Source organism: Xanthomonas sp. NCPPB 2933 (genome assembly GCF_056725225.1).
Genome location: NZ_CM161518.1, coordinates 3751913 through 3776071 on the forward strand (window position 1 = coordinate 3751913; position 24159 = coordinate 3776071).

Genomic DNA, 24159 nt, shown 5'->3' on the forward strand with positions numbered 1-24159 from the left:
ACGTACTTGCGGCATGTCCCGACATTGGATGCGGCACCGCGCGCAAGCCGAGCAAGCAGACGAAGTCAGCTGGTTTCGTGGGAATGCTTCGGTTTGCTGCGGGCGCTTGCACGCGTACCGGCATGGGACACGCCGCAAGTACGTCCGTGTAGGCTCTTACGCGGCATCCATGCCGCGTAAGGTCCCATGCCGGCACGCGCGCAAGCACCTTGGGATATTGTCGGCGGCTGAAGGAAAAGCTGCGAATGGAAAGATGCACCGCTCGCTCACGGCTTCGACAGCCCGTGCAACTGCTCCATGATCACCTTGGCCAAGGTGGCGTAATCGCCCTTGAAGTGATGATCGCCCGGCAGCGCAACCCGTTTGGCCGCCTGCGCCGGCAGGCTCGGGCAAAGCGCGTCCTCATCGTCCTGGCCGTAGATGCACACCGTGGTGCCGGCCGGCAGGCGCTGCACTTCTGGTGCGATCGGCAGGCCATCGTCGTCCGAACCCAGCCAGTTGCTGACATGGAACTCGTAGTCGGCCAGCTTGCCCACCGACAACAGCGCCGTCATGCGGATGTTCTGCCTGGTCTGCGCCGGTAGCTTGTTGATCGCTGCGGGCAACACGTCCGCGCCTTGCGAAAAGCCGATCAGTACCACCCGCTGACGCTGCCAACGCTGCGCATAGAAGCGCGCGATGCGGTCCAGATCGGTCGCGAAGCCTTGCGGCGTGCGTTCGGTCCAGAAGTAACGCAGCGAATCCAGGCCGACCACCGGAATGCCCTGCGCGGCCAGCGCGTCGGCTACTTCTTCGTCCAGACCCGCCCAGCCACCATCACCGGAGACGAAGATCACAAAGGTGTCGTCGTCGCTGTCGCCGTCGGGTTTGGCCGGCACTTCCACCACTGGCAAATCGGCCAGACCGCCCGGCGGCGGCGGCAGGGCCACGCCCTTTTGCTCGCCCAACGAGAGAGCGGCAGCGCGCAGACCCGGCAGAATATCGCCCTGCGCGGAACGCGTGAACGTGCGCGCCTGCGGCACCTGCTTGAGGAAGGCGTTCTCGGTCGCGGCCGGGCAACGCTTGTCCTGGCTGCCGGCCAGCACCCAGGGAATCTGCAGCGGCACCGGGAGCAGCGCGTTGCTGCCCGGACGAACCCCCGGCTGGCAGATCGCCTGGTCGGAGACCGCCGCCGGGCACAACCCATCGGTGAGCACGCCGGCCAGCACATGCGGCTTGGCTTGTGCACCGATCGCATAAGCCAGTGCCGCTCCATCGCCGTCGCCGACCAGCAATGGCAGACGGTAGGTGGGGATGTGATAGAAGGCCTGCAGATAGCGGGAAAAGTTCTCCACATCGCCCACCGAGAACGCGCAGGTACCGCCGGCCTTGCGCAGCACCGCGTACAGATGCGCGGTGTCCACCATCGCCACCATCGCGCCATCGGCACGCAAGCTTTCTGCCTGCGCCTGGCGCTTGGCGGCATTGCCGGCACCGCTCAGCCAGATCACCACACGCTGCGGCTCGCCCTTGGGCATCAGCACCGGCACCTGTTCGAAACGGCCATGGCTTACCGGTTGCGGTGCCTGTGCGGCGACCGCGCCCGATAGCGCCAACACCGCCGCGCCGCAGAGCGCGCTCCACATCTCAAGTCGTCGCATGTCGCACCATCGGGAAAAGTGGTTCAAAGATAATCGTTCCAGGCTGCAGCGCGAAGCGCGACGCTTCGCTTACGGCGCACCCGCTTGCTGACGCGCTTCCCAGGCTGCCAGCGCCTGCCGGTAGCGCGCCAGTTCCTCGGCGTACAGATCATGCACGCACAACGGACAACCGCTTTCGCAGCACTCGTTGGGCGCAGGCGGCTCGGGAGGGTGCGGGCGTGGATCGGTGGCGGAAACGGCGCTGTCGTGCATGCGCCATTGTAGCGTGCGCTATTGCTGCGCCTGGATGAACCGCCAGGATCATCCAGGCGGATCAGCGACCCAGCCGCCGGCGCAGATTGGCCCGCGCAGCCGCATCACAGCGCGCATGGAAGTCATCGCTCAAGAAGATGCGCGGGCGCTTGAGCAGGCCGGCCAGAAAACGCCGGCGGTTGAGCCGGAACAGCACGCTTGGCACATGTCCGCGGTATTCGGCGGCAATGGCACGGTCGTACGCATCGAACACCGCTGCCGGTGCGGCCAGAATCGCCATATCGCAATCCAGAAACAACGCCGCTTCGGCGTCCACGTCCTGCGGCTGCAGTTGCCCGTGACGTGCAGTCAGCAGAATCAGGCTTTGCACACGCTCCACATCCACCTGCGCCTGCGGCCACCAGCGCGGAATGCACTGCGCCGCCCAGTTGGCAGATTCCGCCTCGTTGTCGCTGCGTCCTGGCTGATACACCGCATCGTGAAACAACACCGCCAGCCAGACCTCGGCCGGCTGCTGCCAGCCCGGCCCGGCGGCGACCTCGGCGTAATGCTGCAGCAGCGCGCGCACATGGCCGAAGTGATGGTAGGCGCGCGGTGGCGTGGCATAGGCCTGTTCGAGCGCGGCCAGGTGCTCGGCCTGCAATGGCAGTGGTGTGGTGACGTCCATGCACGCAGGCTACCGCGTGCGCGCCCGCCTGCACATCAGCGCAGCGACCAGCGGCCTTCGATCTGGTAACGCGATTGGCCGAGAAAGCTGCGCATCAGCGCGAACTCGCGCACCGTCCAGGCGAGCGTATCGCAGCGCCGTTGCGGCAACGCCTGATTGCAATACAGCAGCGTCATATGCGGCGTGTACTGCGCATCGCCGGCAATGCCCACATGCGCCAGTTGCCGACCCAGTGCGCCTTGCAATTCATACAAGCCGCGCACTTGCTCTTCGCCGCGCAACACGCACGGCAACTGCGAACGCCGTCCACCGAAGGTACCAACCCGATCGAACACCACGTCGAATGCATCCAGCATCACGCGCTCGGCCGCCTGGCTCGCACGGCTCACCAACGACGGCGGCAAACCGCCTGCGTAATCGCCCAGATGATGCAAGGTCACATGCAGCCGCTCGCGCGCAAGCGGCTTGCCATCGACCTGACCATTACCAAGCAACCCTTCGGCGATGGTTGCCGCATGCTCGGCAGTGCGCGCATCGGCCATCACCGCAAAAAACAGACGCTCGGTGGTCTTCTCTTCCCCCAGGCCCAGCGACAACTGCGCCTCGGCCGATGACAGGTACAGAAACTGCTGTTTCATGGGGTAAGTCCACGACCGCGCATGCGGGCCTGCCGGAGGAAGGGCGGCGGATACTAGCAGACCGGGCGGGTGTCCGACACACACAAAAACATGGCTGGCAACGTGGAACGCGCACGGTTGCGTGGAACAGAACGCGTGCGCCGTATCTGCATGTGCGTCTGCATCCGCCACACAAAAAGAAACGGGCAGCTTGCGCTACCCGTTTCCGCCTTTATCGGTTTACTCCGCGAGCTGCATCACCTGGATGCGCTGCGGTCACGCACGCAACTTATGCGGCGCTTTTCATCGCGTGCTTGCGGTTACGCATCACGTCATGACATGCACGCACTTCCGGCAGCAGGCGCAGTGCGGCGTCGCGTGCAGCGGCCGGAGTATCCTGGTCGGCGATGGTTTCATCGAAGGCCTTCAACAGACGGTCTTCGGACTCTTCCAGCTCGGCCACGTAGCCATACTTGGTGTCGCCCAGCGTTGCACGGACCTTGCCGTAGAACTGCTGCATGCTGCCGACCAGCGTGCCGCTGGTCTTCGGCTCGCCGCCGGCGGCTGCGACAACAGTGCTCAGATTGCTGACGATGTCGGACTTGACGCCAGCGATGCGGCGGAACAGCGTCGCAAGTTCTGCATCGTCGACCTTGGCTGCGGCTTCATCGTAGAAGTCCTTGCCGTCGCGGGAAATGGCAATGAGGTCGTTGAGGCTATGCTCGGTCTTGCTCTGAATGCTCATGTGTCGCTCCTTGTTGCGGTGGGCCAGCGCTGCGTCGTCTAGCAGATGCGGTCGCGCCGGCTTTGGGATGAGGCAATCGATGCGTTGATTGCGCTGCAGTGTTGGTGTGTACGGCCCCATAGTGGCGTTGCGCGCATAATCCGCATGTGAGTTATGTGGGCCGCTTCCTCACGCGGTCATGCAGGCAATGAATAGCGATTCATCCATGCCAACGCAAAGTCAAAACTCACTTGGGTTGCCGGCTTGCCCACATGTTGTCGACCAGATTGGGATACGGCCGCCCGGCTTCTTCCGCACGTTGTTTGGCCGCGGCTTTCTGCGCATCGCTTAGTGGCGTGGAGGCAGATTTACGCTTGGGATTGGGGCGCTTCCACGGCGGTGGAGTGAACTCGGTCATGGCGCTGTTCGGTCCGCTTGTGTTCAAGTCTGCAGTCTCGGTGCGATGCCGTGAGTTGGCTGTGGATACGCTGCGCGTTGTGCTGCATCGCGTTACCGATTGCCGTTGAAGCTCCAGAAAAACGAGCTACCGAACGCGGCAATGCAGATCAGCTCGCCACCAACACACGTTGCCGACGCTCCTGCCACACCGCCAGCGCGTACACCAACAAACCGCCCAGCGCGGTTGCCGCACCCACATACCCGGTGGACGTCCAGCCCCAGCCTGCGGTGATCGCCATGCCCCCCAGCCATGGGCCCAAGGCATTGGCGGTATTGAACGCCGCATGGTTGGATGCTGCCGCCAGGGTCTGCGCTTCGGCTGCCACATCCATCAAACGCGTCTGCAATGCGGGGGCCAATGCGCCCATGGTGCCGACGGCCACGATGGAGACGAACACCCACAGGCCCGATTGCGCGGCCAACGGAAACGTCAGCATCACCACCACCGACCACACCAACAGCACCGGCACCGCGCGGAACTGCATGCGGTCGAACAACCAGCCGCCCAGGATGCTGCCGAGCACGCCGCCAACACCGAACGCCACCATGGCCAACGGAATCCGCGCCGGCTCCACGCCGGTGACGGCAGTCAAAGTCGGCGCCAGATAACTGAAGACGCAGAACATGCCGGAAAAACCCACCGCGCCGATTGCCAATGCCAGCCACACCTGCGGCTGATTGAACGCGCGCAGCTCGCGCAACGGCTGTTGACGTGGCTCGTCCGGCGCGGGTGGCAAGCGCGCTGCCACTGCGGCAACCGTGCACAGCGCAAGCACCGACACCGCCGCGTACGCCCACCGCCAGCTCACGATCTGGCCCAGCCAGGTCGCCAGCGGATTGCCCACCAGCAAGGCGATGCTCAGGCCCATCAACACGCGGCCCACCGCGGTGGCGCGTTGATGGGGCGGACTGATCGATGCGGCCACCAACGAGGCCACGCCGAAGTAAGCGCCATGCGGCAAACCGGCGATAAAGCGGCACAGCAACATCGTGTGATAGCTCGGCGCCAACGCACTGGCCAGGTTGCCCAACGCGTAAAACACCATCAACAGCAGCAACAAGGTGCGCCGTGGCCAGCGCGCGCCAAGAATCGCCAGCAACGGTGCCCCGACCACCACACCTAACGCATAGGCACTGATGATGTGACCGACCTGCGGCTCGCTGATCTGCAGCCCCTGCGCGATCTGCGTCATCAACCCCATGGTCGAGAATTCGCTGATGCCGATCGCAAAGCCGCCCATTGCCAGCGCAAACAGGATCAGCACGTAATCGCGCCGCGAGACGGGCGGCGGTGAGAGAGCGATATCGGACATGCCCGACTCCAGAATGACGGGGCGGCTTATTATTGTGCAATGCAGCATCGAGCGAAAGGATGCCGCTTGCAGCGATTCAGCGCCAAGCCCCAACACGTCACAGTTCAGCGCCTTTCACTGCAATGAAAGACGCTGTGTCCTATCGGCATCGCTCGAATCCGCTTGGGTCCGCCACCATCGCTAGGGGGCACTCGCGATCGGCGCGGTGTCGCGCCTGGCGCGTGATCAACTTCAACTGGTTGCTGATGTCCAAATCCACTGAATCTCCGTTGTTCTCCCCGGTGCGCCTGGGCGCGCTGGATCTTGCCAACCGCGTGATCATGGCGCCGCTGACGCGCAACCGCGCCGTCGCCGGTCAGGTGCCCTCGCCGCTCGCCGCCGAGTATTACGGCCAGCGTGCCAGCGCCGGATTGATCGTGGCCGAAGGCACCCAGATCAGCCCGCTCGGTCAGGGCTATCTCGACACACCCGGCATCCACAGCAAGGAACAAGTCGAAGGCTGGCGGGCGGTCACCGAGGAAGTGCATCGCCGCGGCGGCAAGATCGTGCTGCAGCTGTGGCACGTGGGCCGCGTGTCGCATACCAGCGTGCTGCCGCCGGGCGAATCGCCGGTTGCGCCCAGCGCCATCCGTGCCGAAGGCAAGACCTTCACCAAGAACGGCTTTGAAGATGTGTCCGAGCCGCGCGCACTGGCGCTGGACGAAATCCCCGCCCTGATCGAGGACTACCGCATCGCCGCGCGCAACGCCATCGATGCGGGCTTTGACGGCGTGGAAGTGCATGCAGCCAACGGCTACCTGCTCGACCAGTTCCTGCGTGACGGTTCCAACAAGCGCACCGACGCGTACGGCGGCGATATCGAAAACCGCACCCGTCTGCTGGCCGAAGTGGTGCAGGCCATTGCCGACGAGATTGGCGCCGAGCGCACCGGTGTGCGCCTGTCGCCGGTCACACCGGTGTACGGCATGCACGACTCCGATCCGCAGCCCTTGTTCGAGCGTGCGGTCGAGCGTCTCAACCTGATCGGCGGGCTGGCCTTCGTGCACGTGATCGAAGGTGCAACCGGCGGGCCGCGCGACAACGTGACCTTCGACTACGCCGCGCTGCGCGCGAAGTTCGACGGTGCCTGGATCGCCAACAACAGCTACGACAAGGCGCTGTCCGAAAAGGCCATCGACAGCGGCTATGCCGATGCGATCGCCTATGGCCGCCCCTACATCGCCAACCCGGATCTGGTGCGTCGCCTGCGCGAAAACGCTCCGCTGGCCGACTTCGATCAGGCCACCATGTACGGCGGCGGTGCCGAAGGCTACATCGACTACCCCGCATTGCCGAACTAGGCCCGGCTGGCACACCGGCTGCGCTCAGCATCAAGCGAGCGCAGTCGATGCTTCGAATCAGCCAGTACACTTGTGCACTGCGGTTCTGAGCACATCGCCCACCGACTCCTCAGGTGAGCGCAGCGCGGACCTCTGCGCGATTGCCATCGCGATTGGGCGACCATCTTGCGTTTGCAAGTCAATCGTTGAACCAGCGTGCAAGGCCAAACGCATATGCGTTGGTTGCGCAACAGGCTCGTTGGATACCCAACCGCGGACACATCGCGCCCATCGCAACGCCGCCACCTTCGCATCGCGCACCAACACCAACACCAACCACATGACGCGCACACCCTGCCCCGCTAGGATCGTGCCGACACTGCTTTTTCTGGAATGCCGATGCGGCCCCTGCTCACTTCCGTTTTTTTGTGCACGCTGCTGATCTGCGGGCACGCGCTTGCCGTGCCGTTCTGGGGCGCGCGCCAATCCAGCCCCGCCGAAACCGCGCCCGCACAGCTCAAACCGGGCGAATGGATCTGGGGCGGCATCAGCAAAGGCTGGGGGCCGATGGCGGTGATCGTCAGCCTCACCGAGCAACGCGCCTATGCGTATCGCAACGGCATCCTGATCGGTGTCTCCACCATCAGTTCCGGCAAGCCCGGGCACGAGACGCCTACCGGTGTGTTCACCATCCTGCAGAAGGACAAGGACCACCGCTCCAACATCTACAACGCCGCGCCGATGCCGTATCAGCAACGACTGACCTGGGATGGCGTGGCCTTGCATGCCGGCGGCTTGCCCGGTTATCCGGAATCGCATGGCTGCGTGCATCTGCCATCGGAATTCGCGCGGCTGCTGTTCGACAACTCCAACATGGGCATGGTGGTGGTGGTCGCGCAGGCTGGCATGGATTCCGACGCAGTGGTGCATCCACGCGCGCTCAGCCCGATCGACCCGACCACCGGCGCGCAGCGCGCATTGCTGCCGCTACCCAACGGCCAGGCATTTGCATGGCAACCGGAACTGGCGCCCACCGGTCCGATCTCGATGCTGGTCAGCAGCAGCGACCAGCAACTGGTGGTGTATCGCAATGGTGTGGAAATCGGACGTGCGCAAGTCGCCCTGCACGCCCAACCGGGCGCCGCGCCGCTGGGCACGCAGGCCTTTATTGTCGGCCAGGGATTTTTGCCCGGCGAACTGCCCGGCCTGCCCGGTCAACGCATGCCCAACTGGATGCGCATCGGCATCCCCGGCAGCAGTGCCGCAGCAGGACAAGCACTGGACGCCGACACCATCGCGCGGCTGCAGGTTCCACCGGCATTTCTGGCTGGATTGCTGCCGCTGCTGACGCCTGGTGTGGTGTTGGTGGCCACCGATCAGCGCATTCTTCCCGAGACCACCGGCGGCAAGTTGCAGGTGCTGAATTCGGATCCGCCCGAGGCGCCTTGAGCGCAAGCTGCGCAGCGTTATCGCAGCAGCAAGGTGCAAGGTGCAATGTGCGCGTGAGGTTGCGCGCGCACATGTCGCTGATCAGCATCGGCAACGCGCTCATGTACGCTGGCGATGCCCAGCGCAGGCCGCCCGCCCGGTTTTGTCGAACGCTAGACGCGTCGCACGTTGCGATTGTCAGCGCAGCCTGCTTGGCAGATGATGCAGCCATACCTCATTGCCAAGGATGTGCGTGATGCGTGTACTCACTGCGGTTCTGCTCGGCAGCACGCTTTTCAGTTGCGCGTTATCCACTGCGGCGGCCGAGCCGGTGCGCCCGACTGCACCAAACGCCGAGTGTGTGGATGCACGCCAGCTGGCCGAGCTGCATCAAGTCGATGCACGCACGCTGGCCGTGGCCGAACACGGCGGACGACTGTTCCGCCTCACCTTGGCGCAGGACTGCCCGCAACTTGCCGCGCAAGCGGACGCGAGCCTGCTGGCGGCGCACGGTTGGGTCTGCAATGGTGCGCAAGCGTACGTGAGCACCGCTCAGCAGCGCTGCGCGATCAGCCAGGTCGCCACGCTCAGTGCGCGCGAGTACGCCAGCGCAGCCAGGCAACGCGACCATAGCGGCGTACCGACCCTGGAAGGCATCAGCGTGCGCGAGTCGCGTCGGCGCAATTTCGCCGGCTCATCCAGCTATTGCTTCAATCCCAGCATGCTGCGCTCCTGGTCGGAAGATGGCCAAGGGTTGGTGGTGGAAGTCTCACCACGTCATCCCGGTACGCATCGCCATTACCGTGTGGAACTGATGGACAGCTGCCGCGAACTCAGCGGCGCGCCGCCGATCCGCTTCGTGTCCGGCATGGGCTTGAATGCCATCTGCGGCAATCCCGGCGACAAGGTCGACGTGCTCGACGAGATGGCGCTTGCCGGCGCGGCTGCCGGATCCGGCCAGCAGGGCGACCTGAGCGCCACACGCGGTGGCCTGGCTGCGCGGATGCGCCAGAGCTGCACGGTTGCAGCGGTCTACCCGCGCGATTGAAAGTGGCGCTTGGTAGGAGCGCGCTTGCGCGCGATAAAGCGTTATCGATAACGCCTTATCGCGCGCAAGCGCGCTCCTACACATGCCGTCTGCGGCATTGCCGCAGCCACAATCGCCTCACGCCTTGCGCAGAAAACAGGTCTTCAACACCAGGCCCTTGATCTTTTCCGAATTGCCTTCGATGTGCTCGGCATCGTCTTCGACCAGGCGGATATTGCGGATCAGCGTGCCCTGCTTGAGCGGAATCGACGAGCCCTTGACCTTCAGGTCCTTGATCACGCTCACCGTGTCGCCGGCCTGCAACACATTGCCGTTGCTGTCGCGTACCACCGTCGCGGTCGCGGCGGAGTCGCCGGCGCTCCACTCGAAGCCGCAGTCTGCGCAGATCGACAAGGCGCCGTCGACATAGGTGTTGTCCAGGCCACATTGCGGACAGGCGGGAACGGTGGACATGCGATTCCTAAGCTCAAAACGGGCGTGGATTGTAGCGCCCCGGCCGCGCGATCACGTCTCCGGCACGGCGGTGGCGCGATAGTGCGGCGCTTGTCGAATGCCTTGCAGGTCGCGCGTGTCCAATCAGTCGGTCTCCAATACGCCCAACGGCGCGCCCGAATCTGCAGAGCATCGGGCTGCCGGGCCTGGGTCCACCGGACCCGGCGCGGCAAAGGCCAGTCCCGCAAAGAAGACCGGCTCGCACCTGGTCGTCTACGTGGCGCTGGCCGGCAATCTGGCCATCGCCATCGCCAAGTTCATCGCCGCCGGCATTTCCGGCAGCTCGGCGATGCTCAGCGAAGGCGTGCATTCGCTCGTGGACACCATCAACGAAGTGCTGCTGCTCTACGGCCTGCGCCGCGCAGCGCAGGCGCCGACGCCTACCCATCCGTTCGGCTACGGACGCGAGCTGTATTTCTGGAGCTTCATCGTCGCGCTACTGGTATTTGCGATGGGCGCAGGTGTGTCGCTGTACGAAGGCATCGTGCATCTGCGCAATCCCGAGCCGGCCAAGAGCCATCTGATCGCCTACATCGTGCTCGGCGTGTCGATCGTGTTCGAAGGCATTTCCTGGGTGGTGGCCTTGCGCGAGTTCCGCGCGAAGAAGGGCCGCATGGGCTATTTCCAGGCGTTTCGGCAAAGCAAGGATCCCAGCACGTTCACCGTGCTGCTCGAAGACAGCGCCGCATTGATCGGTTTGTTCATGGCCGTGCTTGGCCTTGCCGGCGCACAGCTGCTGGACATGCCCGAACTCGATGGCATCGCCTCGATCGGCATCGCCGGCGTACTGGCGGTCACCGCGTTCCTGCTGGCGCGCGAGACCAAGGGCTTGCTGATCGGCGAGCCCGCACATGCGCACGTCACCGAATCGCTGCTGCGCATTGCCGCCAGCGACCCGGACGTGCGCGCCGCCAACGGCGTATTGACCATGCAGATGGGCCCGAATCAAGTGGTGGCTGCGTTGAGCGCCGAGTTCGAAGACAGCCGCACAACACCGCAGATCGAAGCCTGTGTCGGGCGCATCGAGGCCGCCGCCAAACGCCAGCACCCCGAGCTCACCGCACTGTTCATCAAGCCGCAAACGCCTGAAACCTGGCATGCACGGCGCACCGAGATCGAACGCGGCGCACAACCCGACTAGCGCGCGGCGCGTGCGTTGGGGTGCACGTTGAAACATGCGAAACACCTGCTGACGTGCGATGCAAAACATCCGCCGCGTAGTTTCAGTGCAGCCAGACAATCGACGCATGACCTTCGGCTGCAGGCATGGCCCAACTGACACCACCACGACCAAGCTGATCCTCGCCCTAACCGCCGGATCGGCTGCGGTTGCATGATCGAGGGCGATTGCCTACGGTGGGCGTGCAGCATCTCTTCGCATCGTGAATCAGCCGATGCATTCCACTCGATCACCGTCATGGAGGTTTCCAATGGAAATCAGCCAGGGTCGCGTTGCGACCATTCACTACACTCTTTCCGACGACACCGGCCAGGTGCTAGACCGCTCCACGCCGGACACGCCGCTGAGCTATCTGCACGGCGCCGGCAATATCGTGCCGGGCCTGGAGCAGGCGCTGGACGGCAAGCGCCTGGGCGAAACGCTCACCGCCGATGTGGCGCCCGAACAAGGCTATGGCCCGCGCCATGCGCAATTGATCCAGCAGGTGCCGCGCGATGCCTTTCCCACCGATATCGAAGTGGTGCCGGGCGTGCAGTTCGAGGCCCGCACCCAGCAAGGACCGGTGCTGGTGACGGTCACCGACGTCGGCCCGGAGCATGTCACCGTCGACGGCAACCACCCGTTGGCTGGGAAGTCTCTGCATTTCGCGGTCGAAGTCATCGAAGTGCGCGAAGCCACCACCGAAGAACTGAACGAAGGTCACGTCGCCAACCTTGCGGCTTGAGTCATCGCGCCGTACGCCTGCGGGTGCGCGGCGCTTCGGCTGCTGCGACGTTCGCACGGCCTTTGCCCACGAAGCAAACGGCAGAAGTAGTAAAGTGCGCGGCCCACTCATAGGCCCGCCTGCATGAAACTCGGCATCGACTTCGGTACCAGCAATTCCGCCGCTGCGGCGATCGTCGATGGCCAAGTGGTGCCGGTGCGGTTCGGGCAGGACCTGCAGTTCCGCACCACGGTGTATTTCCCCGAGACCATGCGCGACCCGGACGATTTCAGCCTCACCCCGGCGCTGGAATACGAGGTGGAACGATTGATCGATTCGGGTCGCCGCGACGCGCTTGCCGCCGGCCGCACACCCGCCAACGACAGCCTGCGCCGCGATGCGATCCGCATCGTGCGCCGCCAATGGATGGAAGAACAGGTACGCGAGCCGCGCAGCTCTGCCGCCCTGCTGCAGAACGCGGTCTATGGCGACGAAGCGCTGGATGCCTACTTTCTGGAAGGCGAAGGCAGCCTGGTGCAAAGCCCCAAGTCGATGCTCGGCTACAACCTGCATCCGCGTGCGCGCCAGACCATCACCGGCATCGCCACGCATGTGCTGGAACACATCCGGCTCACCGCCTCGCGCCAGTTCGACATCAACATCCGCAGCGCCACGTTGGGTCGTCCGGTGCAGTTCCGCAGCTCGATCGGCGAGGCCGGCAATGCACAGGCACTGGAGATCCTGCAAACCGCCGCAATCGCTGCGGGCTTCGATACAGTGGATTTCCTCGAAGAACCCGCAGCGGCCGCAATGCACTACCACGTCAGCCACGACACCCGGCACGACACCGTGGTGGTGGACATCGGCGGCGGTACCACCGACATCGCGTATGCCAGCGTCGGCGGCAGCGACGCGCCGCAGGTGCACCGCGCCTGGGGCATCGCACGCGGCGGTACCGATATCGATCTTGCGCTGAGCCTGGCCGCCTACATGCCGCTGTTCGGCCGCGGCATCACCCGCGTGCCGACCCACCACTATGTGGAAGCGGCGATGGTGCAGGACATGACCCGCCAGCGCGAATTCCGCCTGCACAAGTACCAGGACGTGCCCGCCCCGTTCGACAAGCGTCTGCAGGCGCTGCAGGAAACCGGCAACACCGCGCGCCTGTATCGCGGCGTGGAAGCCTGCAAGATCGCGCTCAGCGAGCGCGACCAGCACCAGGCGGCACTGGACTTCATCGAGCGCGGGCTGGGCGTGGACGTGCAGGCCAGCGCACTGGTGGCGTCCGCTTCCAACTATCTAGGCGAACTGGAAGGCCTGCTCGCGCAGCTGCGTGCCGACCTGGCCGCGCCGCCGGCCACGCTGTTCCTCACCGGCGGCATGTCGCGCGCAGGCTATATCCGTGACACGGTCGCGGCCGCCTTCCCGGAATCGCGCCTGGTGCAGGGCGATCCGTCCTTTGGTGTGGTCCAGGGCCTGGCCTGGGCTGCCGCGCGGTAAGCGGCAGCCAGATGGTCGGTTAGCAGTGCACAGCACGCGTTAACGCAATCCGGCGCAACTTCCCATATAATGCACGGTTGCTGCCGGACGCCCCGCCGTCTTGTCTGCAAGGCACGCTCGCCGTGCCGCCGCGATTGCGCACCGAACGCGATCGCACCTCTCGACATCGCTTCTGCGCGCGCCACCCTAGCCGCACGCGATGTCCTTGCACTTCCCCGCTACAGGAGGCCACATGGCACGTCCCGCGACCAAGCAGAAATCCCAGCCCAGCATCGCTCGCAGCGAAGGCAAGTCGCAGCCGCTCAGTCGTGAGCGTATCGCTGCCGACATCGCCGCGTTCCGCAAGACCGGCGGCAGGATTGAAGTGCTCACCACCAACTTCGGCCCCGCTCGCAACGATGGCGACAAGATCGCCTAAGCGTTGCCCCGAAGTGTTTGCTCAACGTGCCACCGCAAGGTGGCACGTTCGTTTCAGGCATCGGGTTTGCAGGCGTCAGTTGCTGTAATCCACGCGCACCGAGCCCGAGTGCGATTCCAGTTTGACGTCACCATTGCCCGCCCCCAGCCTGGTTTTCAGGCTCTTGCCCGGGCCGTACTCCGGCCGCTCCACCTGCCCGGCCACCGAGCGGATGTCGCCACTGAACACGTCCACCTGCAGCGCTGCCGAGACATTGCGCGGCACGCCCAGTGTGATCGAGCCGCTGACACTCTCCGCCGCGATACTGCCGCCAGGCGCCAGCCCGGTCACCGTCAGCGCCGTTCCCCCCGACACACTCTCGGCGCGCAGCTGCGACACCTGCCCCGCGCCAACCCGGATCTGGCCGGAGACGGACTCGACCGAGAGCACCCCGCTGGCGCCCGATGGCGCATCGATCTGCCCGCTCACCGTGCCCAGCGTCAACCGTCCACTGGCCACCAAGCTACGCAGCGAGCCACTGACAGTTTCCAGTTGCGCCTCCTTGGCGCGCCCACCGGCGACTACATCGCCGCTGACCGACTTGAGCTGCAACCGCGCCAGATCGACCTGATCGACATCGACCGAGGCACTCACCGCCTCCACGTCGAGCAACGCCGCACGCGGGACCCGCAACTCCAGTTGAGCGCCCTTGCTGTTGCGGCCGTTGCGCGGGTAGATCACCTCGAGCTGCAGCAGGTCCGGGCTTGCGTCGACATCCAGCCGCTGCCCCTCGCCCAAGCTGCCGGTCAGCGCCACCTCGTCGCGATCCCAGCCGCGCACGCGAATCTGCCCGGCAATGTTTTCCACCTCCACGCGCCCACCGCGCGCCAGCGGATGGGTCTGCTTCAGCGTGGTCTGCGCCGCTGCCGGCGCGGCGCACACCGCAGCCAGCAGCAACAGGGAAAGATGGGCGTAACGCATGGGCATGCTCCTCAGCTAGGGAAAGACGCCTCGCCCTGTGCGGCGAGGCGGGTCAATTGCAGCCGCTTCGCATAGGTACGCTGCAGCTGCGACAACAAAAATGCAGAGCCCGGGCTCTGCGCGATCGCGGCGTGGATGGCCTGTACGCTTTGATCCAGCTCATCCAGCGCCGGACGCAGATCGGCCGGCACCTGTTGGACTGGAAATGCCGCAATCGCCTGCCGGTACTGCCCGGCCATCGCCTGAGCCTGCGCCACCAGCGCGGGCTGCATGGGGACGGGCGTACGTGCCTGCCGATCGAGCCCGGGCACGATGACCACCAACGCCAGCGCAGCGGCCAGCGCCACACCCAGTGCAGGCCACGCCCAGGCGCGATGACGGCGCGGCGGCAATGCGACCACGCTGGAGTGCGCCGTCAATGCGGGCGCAATGCGCTCCCACATCTGCGCCGGTGGCTGGCGGTGTTGCGGCAATGCCCGCAAACCCGCGCATAACGCAGCGTCATCGGTCTCGCGTGGGTCGCGTGAATCATGGTGATCGTGGTTCATACGGTGTCTCCCAGCCGCGCACGCAGCAAACCACGCGCGCGATGTAGTTGCGCCTTGGAACTGCCGACCGCCATGTGCAGTTGGTCGGCAATTTCCTGATGTTTCCAGCCCTCGATGTCGTGCAGTACCAGCACCGCGCGTGCACGCGGCGGCAATGTTTCCAGCGCGCGCTCCAGATCCATCCGGGTCGATTGGCAATGCGCTGCGCCGGGAATCCCCGCGAGGATCTCGCCGTCGGCATCGTCCACCATGTGATCGCTCGCAGCCGAGCGCGCACGCAACTCCATCAAGGCGGTGTTGACCGCCAGGCGATGCAGCCAGGTGCCCAGCGCACTCTGAAAACGGAATTGCGGCAAGGCCTTCCATGCCGCGATGAAGGTTTCCTGCAACACATCGTCGGCACGCGCCGCATTGCCGCCGCACAGTCGCCAGACCACCGCATACAACCGTGGCGAATGGCGACGATAGATGGTCTCGTAGGCAGCGCGATCTCCGCGCGCAGCAGCACGCGCCAAGCCGGCGTCGTCGCGGTCGGCGGGGCTGTCGCACTCTGAGGCATCGATGGGCATGGCGGTGTCGAGCATATCCAGTTCGATGCGCCAGACAGCGCAAAGGTTTAAACCCGGCAAACTCTTTTTCTTCGAGCGCGGCGTAAACCTTTTCGCCTGCCGGCGCATCCAATCCTTTCGATAGCGCACTCCTGCGTCGCATCGCTTGCCTGGGCACGGTCATCGGCCGCTCCAAGCGCAGGCATTCTGATCGGAAGCCCACATGCCGCAAGTTCTCGGATTGCTCCTGAGCCTGTGCTCCACCCACTGCCCGGCCCCGCTGCCGATGGATGCGCTGCAGCTCACGCTGACCCCGGCGCGCCTGGAGCTGTGCCTGCTGCGTTTACCGCTCAAGCAGGTGTCTTGCGTCGCGATGAGCACACCATGGGAATGGACACTGGTGCGTCACCTGGAACAGCGCTGGCAGCGCTTGGTCGCGCTCTCCGTATCCGGTGCGCGTGTCACGCGCTAGCCACCTGCAACTGCATGCTGTCTTCCCCGAGCGCCCCGTTACAATGGGCATCCGCCCAACCTGCATGATGTGATGTCCGCGCCCGATGCGTTGCCCACCATGATCCGTAGCCTGCTGCCGCACTGGAATCCGCAATGGCTGGCTGTCGCAGTGCCAACGGTGCAGATCGTGTTGATCGTCGCCGTTGCCGCGCTGGTACGGCTGCTGCTGCGGCAACTGCTGCGGCGCTTGTGCACGCGTTACAGCCTGCCGGCAGAGATGATGATCGGTATCCGGCGTGTAGGCAGCTTCGTCATCTCGGTCACCGCCGTGCTGACGGTGCTGAACGTGCTTGGCGTCTCCAGCGGCACCTTGTGGACCGCATTCACCGGGTTCGCGGCGGTCGGTGCGGTGGCGTTTTTCGCGGCATGGAGCGTGCTGTCCAATATCTTCTGCACGTTCCTGATCATCACCACGCGCCCGTTCCGCCTGCACGACCATATCGAATTGCTCGAAGGCGGCGACAAGCCGGGCCTGAAAGGCCGCGTGATCGACATCAACGTGATTTACACGACACTGGAAGAAACCGGCGATCACGCCGGCAGCGTGCTACAGGTCCCCAACAGCCTGTTCTTCCAGCGCACCACGCGTCGCTGGCGCGAGACCAGCCACTTCAACGCCAACTAAGACACCCACCAGCTGTCAACGCAGTTGACTGTCCTTGCTGCCGCGGCGGTTGTAGCCGCCCTGCGCCGCCTGCTCGAGATCGTGCGCTTCCTGGCAATTCACGCACAGGTGCACGCCCGGCACTGCCTTGCGGCGCGCTTCGGGAATCGCTGCATCGCACTCTTCGCAATGCGTCAGGCTCGGACCCTGATGCAGCTGGCTCCGCGCGCGCTTGATCGCATCTTCGACGGTTGCATCGATCTGGTCCTGCACCGCCCCATCACCCGCCCATCCGGTCGCCATGATCGCCTCGGCTTGTTGGCTCAGGAGTGGAATATGGGCATGCCCGCAGGCAAATCCAAGCCGGACGTGCACAGTGCGCTCAAATCGGGTGTTCTAGCATCGGGGTATTCGCACTCTTCGAGGAATCTGCAATGGAACAACCTGTCCACCCGTTCTCCGAATTATTCGCCCAGTTGGGTCTGCCATCGGACGAAGTCAGCATTCGCGACTTTATCGATGAGCACTCTCCATTGCCGGGCGATGTGCGTCTGGAAGAGGCGCCCTTCTGGACCCCGGCACAGGCACAGTTGCTGCGTGAAGAACGCCTCGACGATGCCGACTGGATCGTGACCATCGATCAACTCAATATCGCCTTGCACACCACCGCCGAAGACACCGGCGTCTGATCTGCGCGAGAGCGCATCGAAGGCATTGCGGTAGAACTCGCCTGCGGTCTTTTACTTGCGCCGGCCAAATACCTGCCCCGGCCGATTCGATTGATCAGATTGCAGTAACAAAAAAGAGCGGCCAGTGGCCGCTCTTTTGCATTCCGGGTAACGCGGCTGGCGTGAGAAGCGCGCGCCGACGCCAGGCACTGGAACGTCAGGTCACCTTCTTGGCGATCGTCACACCCAGCACGAACAGCACGATAGCGATGATGATGCCGGCCCAGAACAGGAACTTGGCAATGCCCATCGCAGCGCCCGCCATGCCGCCAAACCCGAGCGCACCGGCGATCAGTCCGATGATGGCGAAAATAATGGCCCACTTGATCATGTTGTTGTCTCCTCATTCGGCACGGTGCCGTGTTTTTAGTCGTGTGCCTGCGGCAATACACCGCAAAACATGCGCTGCACGCTACGCATCCAGGTGTGCCGCATTCGTGAATACGCCTGACACACACCGCCACATTCGCGCGCGCAGATTCGCCACCGGCACCTGCATCGGCGATCATGCGCACTTCGCAGCACTCGATCGGCATGGACACTCTCCGCTATCTCACCGGTTACCCGCCCGCGGTCCTGGATCAGGTGCGCGAGCTGATCGCGCAGGACAAACTCGCAACGGTGCTGGCGCGGCGCTACCCGGACCGCCATGAAATCCGCACCGACCGCCATCTGTACGAGTACGTCAAAGCGATGAAGGAGCGCTACATGCGCTCATCGCCCACCTTGCACAAGGCGATGTACGACAACCATCTGCAGGTGGTGAAGCATGCGCTGGGCACGCACACCGCCATCTCGCGCGTACACGGCAGCCGGCTCAAGGCCAGCCGCGAAATCCGCATCGCCTCGCTGTTCCGCGACGCTCCAGAGCCATTTCTGCAGATGATCGTGGCCCACGAGCTGGCGCATCTGAAGGAGGCCGATCACAACAAGGCCTTCTACCAGCTGTGCAACCACATGACGCGCGACTACCACCAACTGGAGTTCGATCTGCGCCTGTATCTGACCCAGCTGGCGCTGTCGGCGAACCGCTGATCGCGCATCGCGCGGGCAGGGCTTAGGATGCCGCGATGGAACAGACGCATGCACTCGCCGCCCTGACGCAGGCTGCCAACGGGCAACAACCCGCGGCAATGAATGCCTTGGCACAAGCGCTGGTGCGCGCCGGGCAGACCGAGCAGGCCTTGGTCTGGTACGCGCGCGGCGCGGCGGCCGGCGATCCCACGGCACTGATCGAAGCCGGGCGCATGCTGGCCTACGGTGTCGGTTGCGATGTGGACATTGCCCAGACGCTGGCGCACTGGCAGCAGGCCGAGCGCCACGACTCCGCAGCGGCGCGTTATCTGCTGGCAACGCTGGCGGTCACTGACACTCCATTGGCGCTGGCGCCGCAGGCATACGCGCAACTGCACGCCGCAGCCTCGGCCGACTACCCACTCGCACTCCGCGCACTGGCCATCCAGCACGGCCGCATCGATGACCCGCAACAGCAACGCCGCTGCGTCGCCCTGCTGGAGCGCGCCGCCGCAGGCGGCGATGCGCTGGCGGCCGCACTGCTGGCAGAGCGCCTGCTGCGTGGCGAAGGCGTCCTGCCGCAGCCTGAGGCCGCGGCGCAGCTGTTGCGGCAATTGCAACCGTTGGGCATCGCCGCACTGCCCGATGTGCGGATCTCGCCACCCGATCCCGGTCGCGACCCCATTGGCGAAGAGGACCACATCAGTTTCGCGCCCCAAAGAAACGTGACGACGCGCCGCCACGACGCGCCCATGATCGAGGAAGTCTCCGCTGTGCTGTCTGCCGACGAATGCCGCTTGCTGATGCTGCTGGCACGGCCGCATCTGCGTGCTTCGCAGGTGGTGGACCCCAACGATGCGAGCACGCACCGAACGCCGATCCGCACCAGCCGCGGCGCCACGCTGGATCCGATCCTCGAAGACTTCGCCGCGCGTGCAGCGCAGGCGCGCGTGGCGGCCTGCGCGCAGCTGCCGTTGACCCACGCCGAAGCGCTGTCGGTGCTGTGCTACGCGCCGGGCGAGCACTACCGCGCCCATCGCGACTACCTGCCGCCCGGCACGATCGCCGCAGACCGCCCTGGCGCCGGCAATCGGCTGCGCACCGCGTGCGTCTATCTCAACGATGTCGGCGCAGGCGGCGAAACCGAGTTCCCTGTTGCTGGCATCCGGATACAGCCGCGTGCCGGGTCGGTGGTGTGCTTCGACAACCTGCAGGCCGATGGCCACCCCGATCCCGATTCGTTGCACGCCGGCCTGCCGGTCACCACGGGGAGCAAATGGCTGGGAACCTTGTGGTTTCGGCAGCAGCGCTATCGGCATTGGTGAACAGATTCATACACAAGCCCCTGCCGACGTGGTTTAAAATGTTGCAGCGCGACGTGATCGGACAGGGTCTGCAGACGTCGCGTTTTTTGTTTCCCATTGCACGGGTCCAGACCCGGCCTCAGGGAAGGCACATCACGCAGCCCCGCGGAGCCTTCGATGCTTTTCGAAACCCTCGATACCACCGGCCACGAGCAGGTGATTTTCTGTCACAACCGCGACGCCGGCCTCAAAGCGATCATCGCCTTGCACAGCACCCGTCTCGGGCCGGCACTGGGCGGCGTGCGCATGCGCCCGTACCCCACTAGCGAAGCGGCACTCGACGACGCGCTGCGGCTCAGCCGCACCATGACCTACAAGAACGCCCTGGCCGGGCTGAATATCGGCGGCGGCAAGGCGGTGATCATCGGCGACCCAAAGACCGACAAGAGCGAGGCGCTGTTCCGCGCGTTCGGCCGTTTTGTCGACACCCTGGGCGGGCGCTACATCACCTCCGAAGACGTGGGCACCGACGTCAACGACATGGAAAAGATCTACCTGGAGAGCGAGTACGTCACCGGCGTGCATCAGGTGCATCGCGGCTCCGGCGACCCGGCGCCATTCACCGCCTACGGCGCGCTGCAGGCGCTGATGGCCTCGCTCAATCGCAGGCTCGGCCATGAAGAAGTCGGCAAGTCCAGCATCGCGATCCAGGGCCTGGGCCATATCGGCATGGAGCTGGTCAAGCTGCTCAAGGAACGCGGCGCCAAACTCTATGTGACCGATCTGAACCCGGCGCTGGTGGACCGCGCAGTGGCCGAATACGGCGCCGAAGCCGTGCGTGTGGACGAGATCTACGAAGTGCCGGCCGATGTGTTCGCGCCGTGCGCGCTGGAAGGCGCGATCAACGAACAGACCCTGCCACGGCTCAAGGCCAAGATCATTTGCGGCACCGCCAACAACCAGCTCGCCAGCGCCGCCATCGGGCAAGAGTTGCACAAGCGCGGCATCCTGTACGCACCCGATTATGTGGTGAATGCGGGTGGCGTGATGAATGTGTCGCTGGAGATCGACGGCTACAACCGCGAGCGCGCGATGCGGCTGATCCGCAGCATCTATCACAATCTGGAAAAGGTGTTCGATCTATCCACGCAGCTGGGCGTACCGCCGCAGCAGGCGGCCGATCAGATTGCCGAAACGCGCATCGAGGCCATCAGCAAGCTCAAACTGCCGCTGGGCCGCACCGCACCGCGTTTTTTGCACAAGCTGCGCGGCGAGTGATCCGCATGCCCAGGCAGCAGTGCCTGGGCATGCAGAACGCCGATCAGAAATCGGCGCTGTAACGCAGGCTTAGCGCGCGATCGTCGCCGCGCTCGCCCACCCGCTGGTCGTAACCGAAACGCAGCTCGCTCCGGTTGCCGAACGGCGCCGAGGCCGCGATGCCGAACAGGCCACCCGAGCGCGCCGGCTGCATGCCGCGCAACGGTGCCCACGCATCCACACCGATGAAGCTGGCATCCAGCATCAAGCCTTCGCTGCTCAATGCCTGCTGCCATTCGGCATAACCACCCAACTGGATGCCACGCCAGCGATACGCCGAACGCACACCGGCCAGCACCTGGGTGCGTGAGGAGGTGCTGGCATCGGCACGCAACCCGAAGCCGTCGCCACCGCTTTCGCGAAAACCTTCGCTACGCAGCCGCACGTAATCCAGCCCCATGTACGGCGTCAACGATGCGCGTGCACCGCCCCAGCGGTAGCCGGTTTCCAGGTTGCCGCTGAGGTAACTGCCGCTGTAGTCGCTGAAGGCGCTGCTGCGCTCTTCGCCGAACTGCAGGCTGCGCTCGATCTGCCGATCGACATTGCCGAAACCCAGCTGACCCAGCGTGTACGCCGAGCCCAGCGTGGTGCCCCAGTACAGCTGACCTTGCACCTGACGATCGCGCCCACGTGCACCATCCAGATCGCCCAGGCTGTTGGAGCGCGTTTCGCCGAAAGCAAAACCCGCGACCGCGCCGGAGGCCAGGCGCAGATCATTGCCCATCATCCAGCCGGAGGTGGCGAATCCGGACGTGGTCACCCCGCCCTCGCCCGGCCCGCCGAGCGCACGTTGCCAGACGCCGAGCATGCGCGGCTGCTGCGACAAGCCATCGAAATGCGCCGCCAACGCACGCCGGCCCAGATCGATGGTGTCGAAGGTCATCGCTGCCGAGGCCGCATGCGCACGACCGGACAGACTGCGCAACGAATCGGCGGCAGCCTTCGCATTCGGCGATTGCTGCAACGCCGCTGCGGCGCGAATGAAGCCGTTACTGATCGCGCCGCTGCCTTGCAGTTGTTGCGCGTCCACCTGCTGGAACGCCTGCTCGACACGCACTGCCGAATCCATCGATGCAGTGCCGATGACGCCCAGCGTTGCCGCGACTGCAGTGACATCCATGCGCCGCAACGTCAGATACGCGCTATTGCTGTCGTAGCTGAGATTGGCATCGAGGAAGGTCACTGCCGGCCCGTTGCTGAGAGAATCGAACCGCCCCTGCAGCCCGTTGGTGGCTTGCAGCAAGGTGTAGGTGTTGTTGTCGATCACGTAATCGCGCCGGCCGAGCACTTGCAGATCGCCTGCAATCGTCGCGGTGCCCGCAACGTTCAAACGATCGCCGACGTTCAAGGCCAGACGGCCATCACCCGCCTGGGTGTAATTGCCGGTGACAGACAGCGCGGCACTGTTGACCTGCAGCGTGCCGGCATTGTTCACCGTTCCACCGATCCTGCCGGCACCGACCAGCCTGGCGCCATTGGCGATGCCCACGCGCGCACTCTGCAGACTGGCCGTCTGCAAGGTGCCACCGAGCACCTGGGTGTCGCCGGCAAAGGTGTTGGCATCGCTACTCAATACCAAGGTACCGGTCCCACGCTTGGTCAGGCCACCGCTGCCGCTGATGTCGTTGGCCCAGGTCGAACGCAAGGTATTGACGGTGACATCCACCGTCCCCCAATCGAAACGTGCTGGTCCCAGCACCGCCTTGCCGACATTGAGCAAGCCGTAGCCGAACGTCGGATCGACGCCCGCTGCGCCCAGATCGGTGGCAGTTCCCAGCAACGTCTGGCGCACCAGATCATTGTTGAAATACGGAAACGCCTCCCACACCAGTGCGGCTGCACCGGACACCAGCGGCGCGGCAAACGAGGTGCCGCTGCCATAGAAATAACGGATGTTGCTGGCGGTGGCATCTGGGTCGAGAAACATCGAGGTGCCCGGCGCCACCAGGCAATAACGCATCGCAACGCCGCAGGCATTGGAGTACGAGGCCAGCTGCGTGGGATTGGCGGTATCCAGCGCGGCGACCACCAACCAGCCGCGTTCCAGATCGGCGGCCGGCAGCGTCCCGTTCGGGCCCAGCTGGCTGGGCAGCGCCGCCGTATCGGAGGGCTGTGCACGCGATTCGTTGCCCGACGCAAACACCACCAGCCCATCGTTGCCGATGATGAAAGGCCGGTATTCCTGCGCAATCTGATTGGTCACCGCCGGGTCGTTCCAATACAGCCCGCCCCAGGAATTATTCATGATGCGCACGCCTGCGCTGATCAGGTCGGCATGCACGCCGGCCAGTCCAAGCGGGCCATCGACCTCGTTGCCTTCGCCGCTACCGTCATCGTCCGGCGCTTCATCGCTGATGATGCGTGCGGACACCAGGCCTGCGCCGCTGGCGATGCCGCCCGGCCACTGCCCCACTGCACGCCCGGCCGCCAGTTGCGCCACCACGGTGCCGTGGCCCACCACATCGCCCGCAGCGACATTATTAGTGCGCGGATCGACATAGATGAAGCTGTCGCTGACCCGCCCCTGCAAGGCCGGATGATTGGTATTGATGCCGGTATCGATCACGCCGATGCGATACCCCGCACCGGTGAACCCCAACGCCTGCGCGGCGCGCGCATTGGTCAGCGTCAGATGCGCGTCGAATGCGGGTTCCGGTGTCGTCGGCGGTGCCACCACCGGCGGTGGCGGAGGCGGCGGTGAGGTTGGCGGCGGTGGTGGCGGTGGCGAGGTCGGTGGCGGTGCAGTCGGTGTGGTCGGACGAATGCCGCCACCACCTCCACCGCCGCCACACGCGGTCAACGCCACAGCCAACGCCGAGGCCAGGACGGTCCTGGCGACGTCTATCTTCTTCATCTGCGTTGT

General features: G+C 64.8%; 27 protein-coding genes. 13 read left to right on the plus strand and 14 right to left on the minus strand.

What is annotated here, in order from left to right:
• Nucleotides 1-266: 266 nt before the first annotated feature.
• From AC1PLU_RS15490 to AC1PLU_RS15520, 7 genes are all read right to left on the minus strand, one after another.
• Nucleotides 267-1640: a virulence factor gene (locus AC1PLU_RS15490; protein ID WP_481106679.1), complete on the minus strand. Its 1374-nt coding sequence runs from the start codon at nucleotides 1638-1640 to the stop codon at nucleotides 267-269.
• Between the two features lie 69 nt (nucleotides 1641-1709).
• A complete protein-coding gene (locus AC1PLU_RS15495; RefSeq protein WP_205391991.1) occupies nucleotides 1710-1892 on the minus strand; it encodes an oxidoreductase-like domain-containing protein in 183 nt (60 codons plus the stop codon).
• A gap of 61 nt (nucleotides 1893-1953) precedes the next feature.
• Nucleotides 1954-2559: an HD domain-containing protein gene (locus tag AC1PLU_RS15500; RefSeq protein WP_481106680.1), complete on the minus strand. Its 606-nt coding sequence runs from the start codon at nucleotides 2557-2559 to the stop codon at nucleotides 1954-1956.
• Nucleotides 2560-2594: 35 nt separating this feature from the next.
• Complete coding sequence (locus tag AC1PLU_RS15505) at nucleotides 2595-3197, minus strand: 2'-5' RNA ligase family protein (RefSeq protein ID WP_481106681.1); 603 nt, start codon at nucleotides 3195-3197, stop codon at nucleotides 2595-2597.
• A 268-nt stretch (nucleotides 3198-3465) separates the two neighbouring features.
• A complete protein-coding gene (locus AC1PLU_RS15510; RefSeq protein ID WP_023903298.1) occupies nucleotides 3466-3921 on the minus strand; it encodes a PA2169 family four-helix-bundle protein in 456 nt (151 codons plus the stop codon).
• A gap of 226 nt (nucleotides 3922-4147) precedes the next feature.
• Entirely contained in the window at nucleotides 4148-4318 is a 171-nt protein-coding gene (locus AC1PLU_RS15515; protein WP_104549902.1) for a hypothetical protein, read from the minus strand.
• A 148-nt stretch (nucleotides 4319-4466) separates the two neighbouring features.
• Entirely contained in the window at nucleotides 4467-5672 is a 1206-nt protein-coding gene (locus tag AC1PLU_RS15520; protein WP_481094995.1) for an MFS transporter, read from the minus strand.
• Nucleotides 5673-5893: 221 nt separating this feature from the next.
• On the opposite strand from AC1PLU_RS15520, the gene AC1PLU_RS15525 reads away from it, so the two are divergent.
• The 3 genes from AC1PLU_RS15525 (at nucleotide 5894) to AC1PLU_RS15535 (ending at nucleotide 9467) form a co-directional block, all read left to right on the plus strand.
• The gene (locus AC1PLU_RS15525; protein ID WP_481106682.1) at nucleotides 5894-7012 is read left to right on the plus strand and encodes an alkene reductase; all 1119 of its coding nucleotides are present in this window, start codon (nucleotides 5894-5896) and stop codon (nucleotides 7010-7012) included.
• 372 nt (nucleotides 7013-7384) lie between these two features.
• Nucleotides 7385-8440, plus strand: coding sequence for a L,D-transpeptidase (locus tag AC1PLU_RS15530; protein ID WP_481106683.1), 1056 nt, complete (start codon nucleotides 7385-7387; stop codon nucleotides 8438-8440).
• A gap of 235 nt (nucleotides 8441-8675) precedes the next feature.
• Nucleotides 8676-9467, plus strand: coding sequence for a hypothetical protein (locus AC1PLU_RS15535; protein ID WP_481106684.1), 792 nt, complete (start codon nucleotides 8676-8678; stop codon nucleotides 9465-9467).
• 117 nt (nucleotides 9468-9584) lie between these two features.
• Here AC1PLU_RS15535 and AC1PLU_RS15540 read toward each other — a convergent pair whose 3' ends face one another.
• On the minus strand, nucleotides 9585-9920 hold the full coding sequence (locus tag AC1PLU_RS15540; protein ID WP_115038409.1) for a zinc ribbon domain-containing protein YjdM: 336 nt from the start codon (nucleotides 9918-9920) through the stop codon (nucleotides 9585-9587).
• Between the two features lie 115 nt (nucleotides 9921-10035).
• Here AC1PLU_RS15540 and AC1PLU_RS15545 point away from each other — a divergent pair, with 115 nt between their 5' ends.
• From AC1PLU_RS15545 to AC1PLU_RS15560, 4 genes are all read left to right on the plus strand, one after another.
• Nucleotides 10036-11100 (plus strand): cation diffusion facilitator family transporter, encoded by a 1065-nt coding sequence (locus AC1PLU_RS15545; protein WP_481106685.1) that lies wholly within the window; start codon nucleotides 10036-10038, stop codon nucleotides 11098-11100.
• A gap of 289 nt (nucleotides 11101-11389) precedes the next feature.
• Nucleotides 11390-11863 carry an FKBP-type peptidyl-prolyl cis-trans isomerase gene (locus tag AC1PLU_RS15550; RefSeq protein ID WP_104549896.1) on the plus strand — a complete coding sequence of 158 codons (474 nt, stop codon included), beginning with the start codon at nucleotides 11390-11392 and terminating at the stop codon, nucleotides 11861-11863.
• 123 nt (nucleotides 11864-11986) lie between these two features.
• Nucleotides 11987-13342: an Hsp70 family protein gene (locus tag AC1PLU_RS15555; RefSeq protein ID WP_481106686.1), complete on the plus strand. Its 1356-nt coding sequence runs from the start codon at nucleotides 11987-11989 to the stop codon at nucleotides 13340-13342.
• A 232-nt stretch (nucleotides 13343-13574) separates the two neighbouring features.
• On the plus strand, nucleotides 13575-13760 hold the full coding sequence (locus tag AC1PLU_RS15560; protein ID WP_010366034.1) for a hypothetical protein: 186 nt from the start codon (nucleotides 13575-13577) through the stop codon (nucleotides 13758-13760).
• Between the two features lie 75 nt (nucleotides 13761-13835).
• On the opposite strand, the gene AC1PLU_RS15565 is transcribed toward AC1PLU_RS15560, so the two are convergent.
• The 3 genes from AC1PLU_RS15565 to AC1PLU_RS15575 are packed head-to-tail and all read right to left on the minus strand — an operon-like array spanning nucleotide 13836 to nucleotide 15852.
• Nucleotides 13836-14720: a DUF4097 family beta strand repeat-containing protein gene (locus AC1PLU_RS15565; protein WP_481106687.1), complete on the minus strand. Its 885-nt coding sequence runs from the start codon at nucleotides 14718-14720 to the stop codon at nucleotides 13836-13838.
• Nucleotides 14721-14731: 11 nt separating this feature from the next.
• Nucleotides 14732-15268, minus strand: a complete 537-nt coding sequence (locus AC1PLU_RS15570; RefSeq protein ID WP_268212237.1) for a hypothetical protein — start codon at nucleotides 15266-15268, stop codon at nucleotides 14732-14734.
• Nucleotides 15265-15852, minus strand: a complete 588-nt coding sequence (locus AC1PLU_RS15575) for an RNA polymerase sigma factor (RefSeq protein ID WP_268212239.1) — start codon at nucleotides 15850-15852, stop codon at nucleotides 15265-15267. The genes AC1PLU_RS15570 and AC1PLU_RS15575 overlap by 4 nt, the downstream gene beginning before the upstream one ends.
• Before the next feature lie 187 nt (nucleotides 15853-16039).
• On the opposite strand from AC1PLU_RS15575, the gene AC1PLU_RS15580 reads away from it, so the two are divergent.
• Nucleotides 16040-16288 carry a hypothetical protein gene (locus AC1PLU_RS15580; protein ID WP_268212241.1) on the plus strand — a complete coding sequence of 83 codons (249 nt, stop codon included), beginning with the start codon at nucleotides 16040-16042 and terminating at the stop codon, nucleotides 16286-16288.
• 72 nt (nucleotides 16289-16360) lie between these two features.
• Nucleotides 16361-16954 (plus strand): mechanosensitive ion channel family protein, encoded by a 594-nt coding sequence (locus AC1PLU_RS15585; protein WP_317060125.1) that lies wholly within the window; start codon nucleotides 16361-16363, stop codon nucleotides 16952-16954.
• Nucleotides 16955-16969: 15 nt separating this feature from the next.
• Here the strand turns inward: AC1PLU_RS15585 and AC1PLU_RS15590 are convergent, their stop codons facing one another.
• Nucleotides 16970-17236, minus strand: a complete 267-nt coding sequence (locus AC1PLU_RS15590) for a DksA/TraR family C4-type zinc finger protein (protein WP_115038393.1) — start codon at nucleotides 17234-17236, stop codon at nucleotides 16970-16972.
• Nucleotides 17237-17367: 131 nt separating this feature from the next.
• On the opposite strand from AC1PLU_RS15590, the gene AC1PLU_RS15595 reads away from it, so the two are divergent.
• On the plus strand, nucleotides 17368-17622 hold the full coding sequence (locus AC1PLU_RS15595) for a DUF2789 domain-containing protein (RefSeq protein ID WP_006452845.1): 255 nt from the start codon (nucleotides 17368-17370) through the stop codon (nucleotides 17620-17622).
• A gap of 196 nt (nucleotides 17623-17818) precedes the next feature.
• Here the strand turns inward: AC1PLU_RS15595 and AC1PLU_RS15600 are convergent, their stop codons facing one another.
• Nucleotides 17819-17992 (minus strand): DUF1328 domain-containing protein, encoded by a 174-nt coding sequence (locus AC1PLU_RS15600; RefSeq protein WP_006452844.1) that lies wholly within the window; start codon nucleotides 17990-17992, stop codon nucleotides 17819-17821.
• A gap of 176 nt (nucleotides 17993-18168) precedes the next feature.
• Between AC1PLU_RS15600 and AC1PLU_RS15605 the strand changes: the two genes are divergently transcribed.
• From AC1PLU_RS15605 to AC1PLU_RS15615, 3 genes are all read left to right on the plus strand, one after another.
• Nucleotides 18169-18696, plus strand: a complete 528-nt coding sequence (locus AC1PLU_RS15605; RefSeq protein ID WP_023903278.1) for a YgjP-like metallopeptidase domain-containing protein — start codon at nucleotides 18169-18171, stop codon at nucleotides 18694-18696.
• A 35-nt stretch (nucleotides 18697-18731) separates the two neighbouring features.
• Nucleotides 18732-20000 carry a 2OG-Fe(II) oxygenase gene (locus AC1PLU_RS15610; RefSeq protein ID WP_481106688.1) on the plus strand — a complete coding sequence of 423 codons (1269 nt, stop codon included), beginning with the start codon at nucleotides 18732-18734 and terminating at the stop codon, nucleotides 19998-20000.
• Between the two features lie 156 nt (nucleotides 20001-20156).
• Nucleotides 20157-21257 carry a Glu/Leu/Phe/Val dehydrogenase dimerization domain-containing protein gene (locus tag AC1PLU_RS15615; RefSeq protein ID WP_481106689.1) on the plus strand — a complete coding sequence of 367 codons (1101 nt, stop codon included), beginning with the start codon at nucleotides 20157-20159 and terminating at the stop codon, nucleotides 21255-21257.
• Nucleotides 21258-21300: 43 nt separating this feature from the next.
• Here the strand turns inward: AC1PLU_RS15615 and AC1PLU_RS15620 are convergent, their stop codons facing one another.
• Entirely contained in the window at nucleotides 21301-24150 is a 2850-nt protein-coding gene (locus AC1PLU_RS15620; protein WP_481106690.1) for a S8 family serine peptidase, read from the minus strand.
• Between the last annotated feature and the right edge of the window lie 9 nt (nucleotides 24151-24159).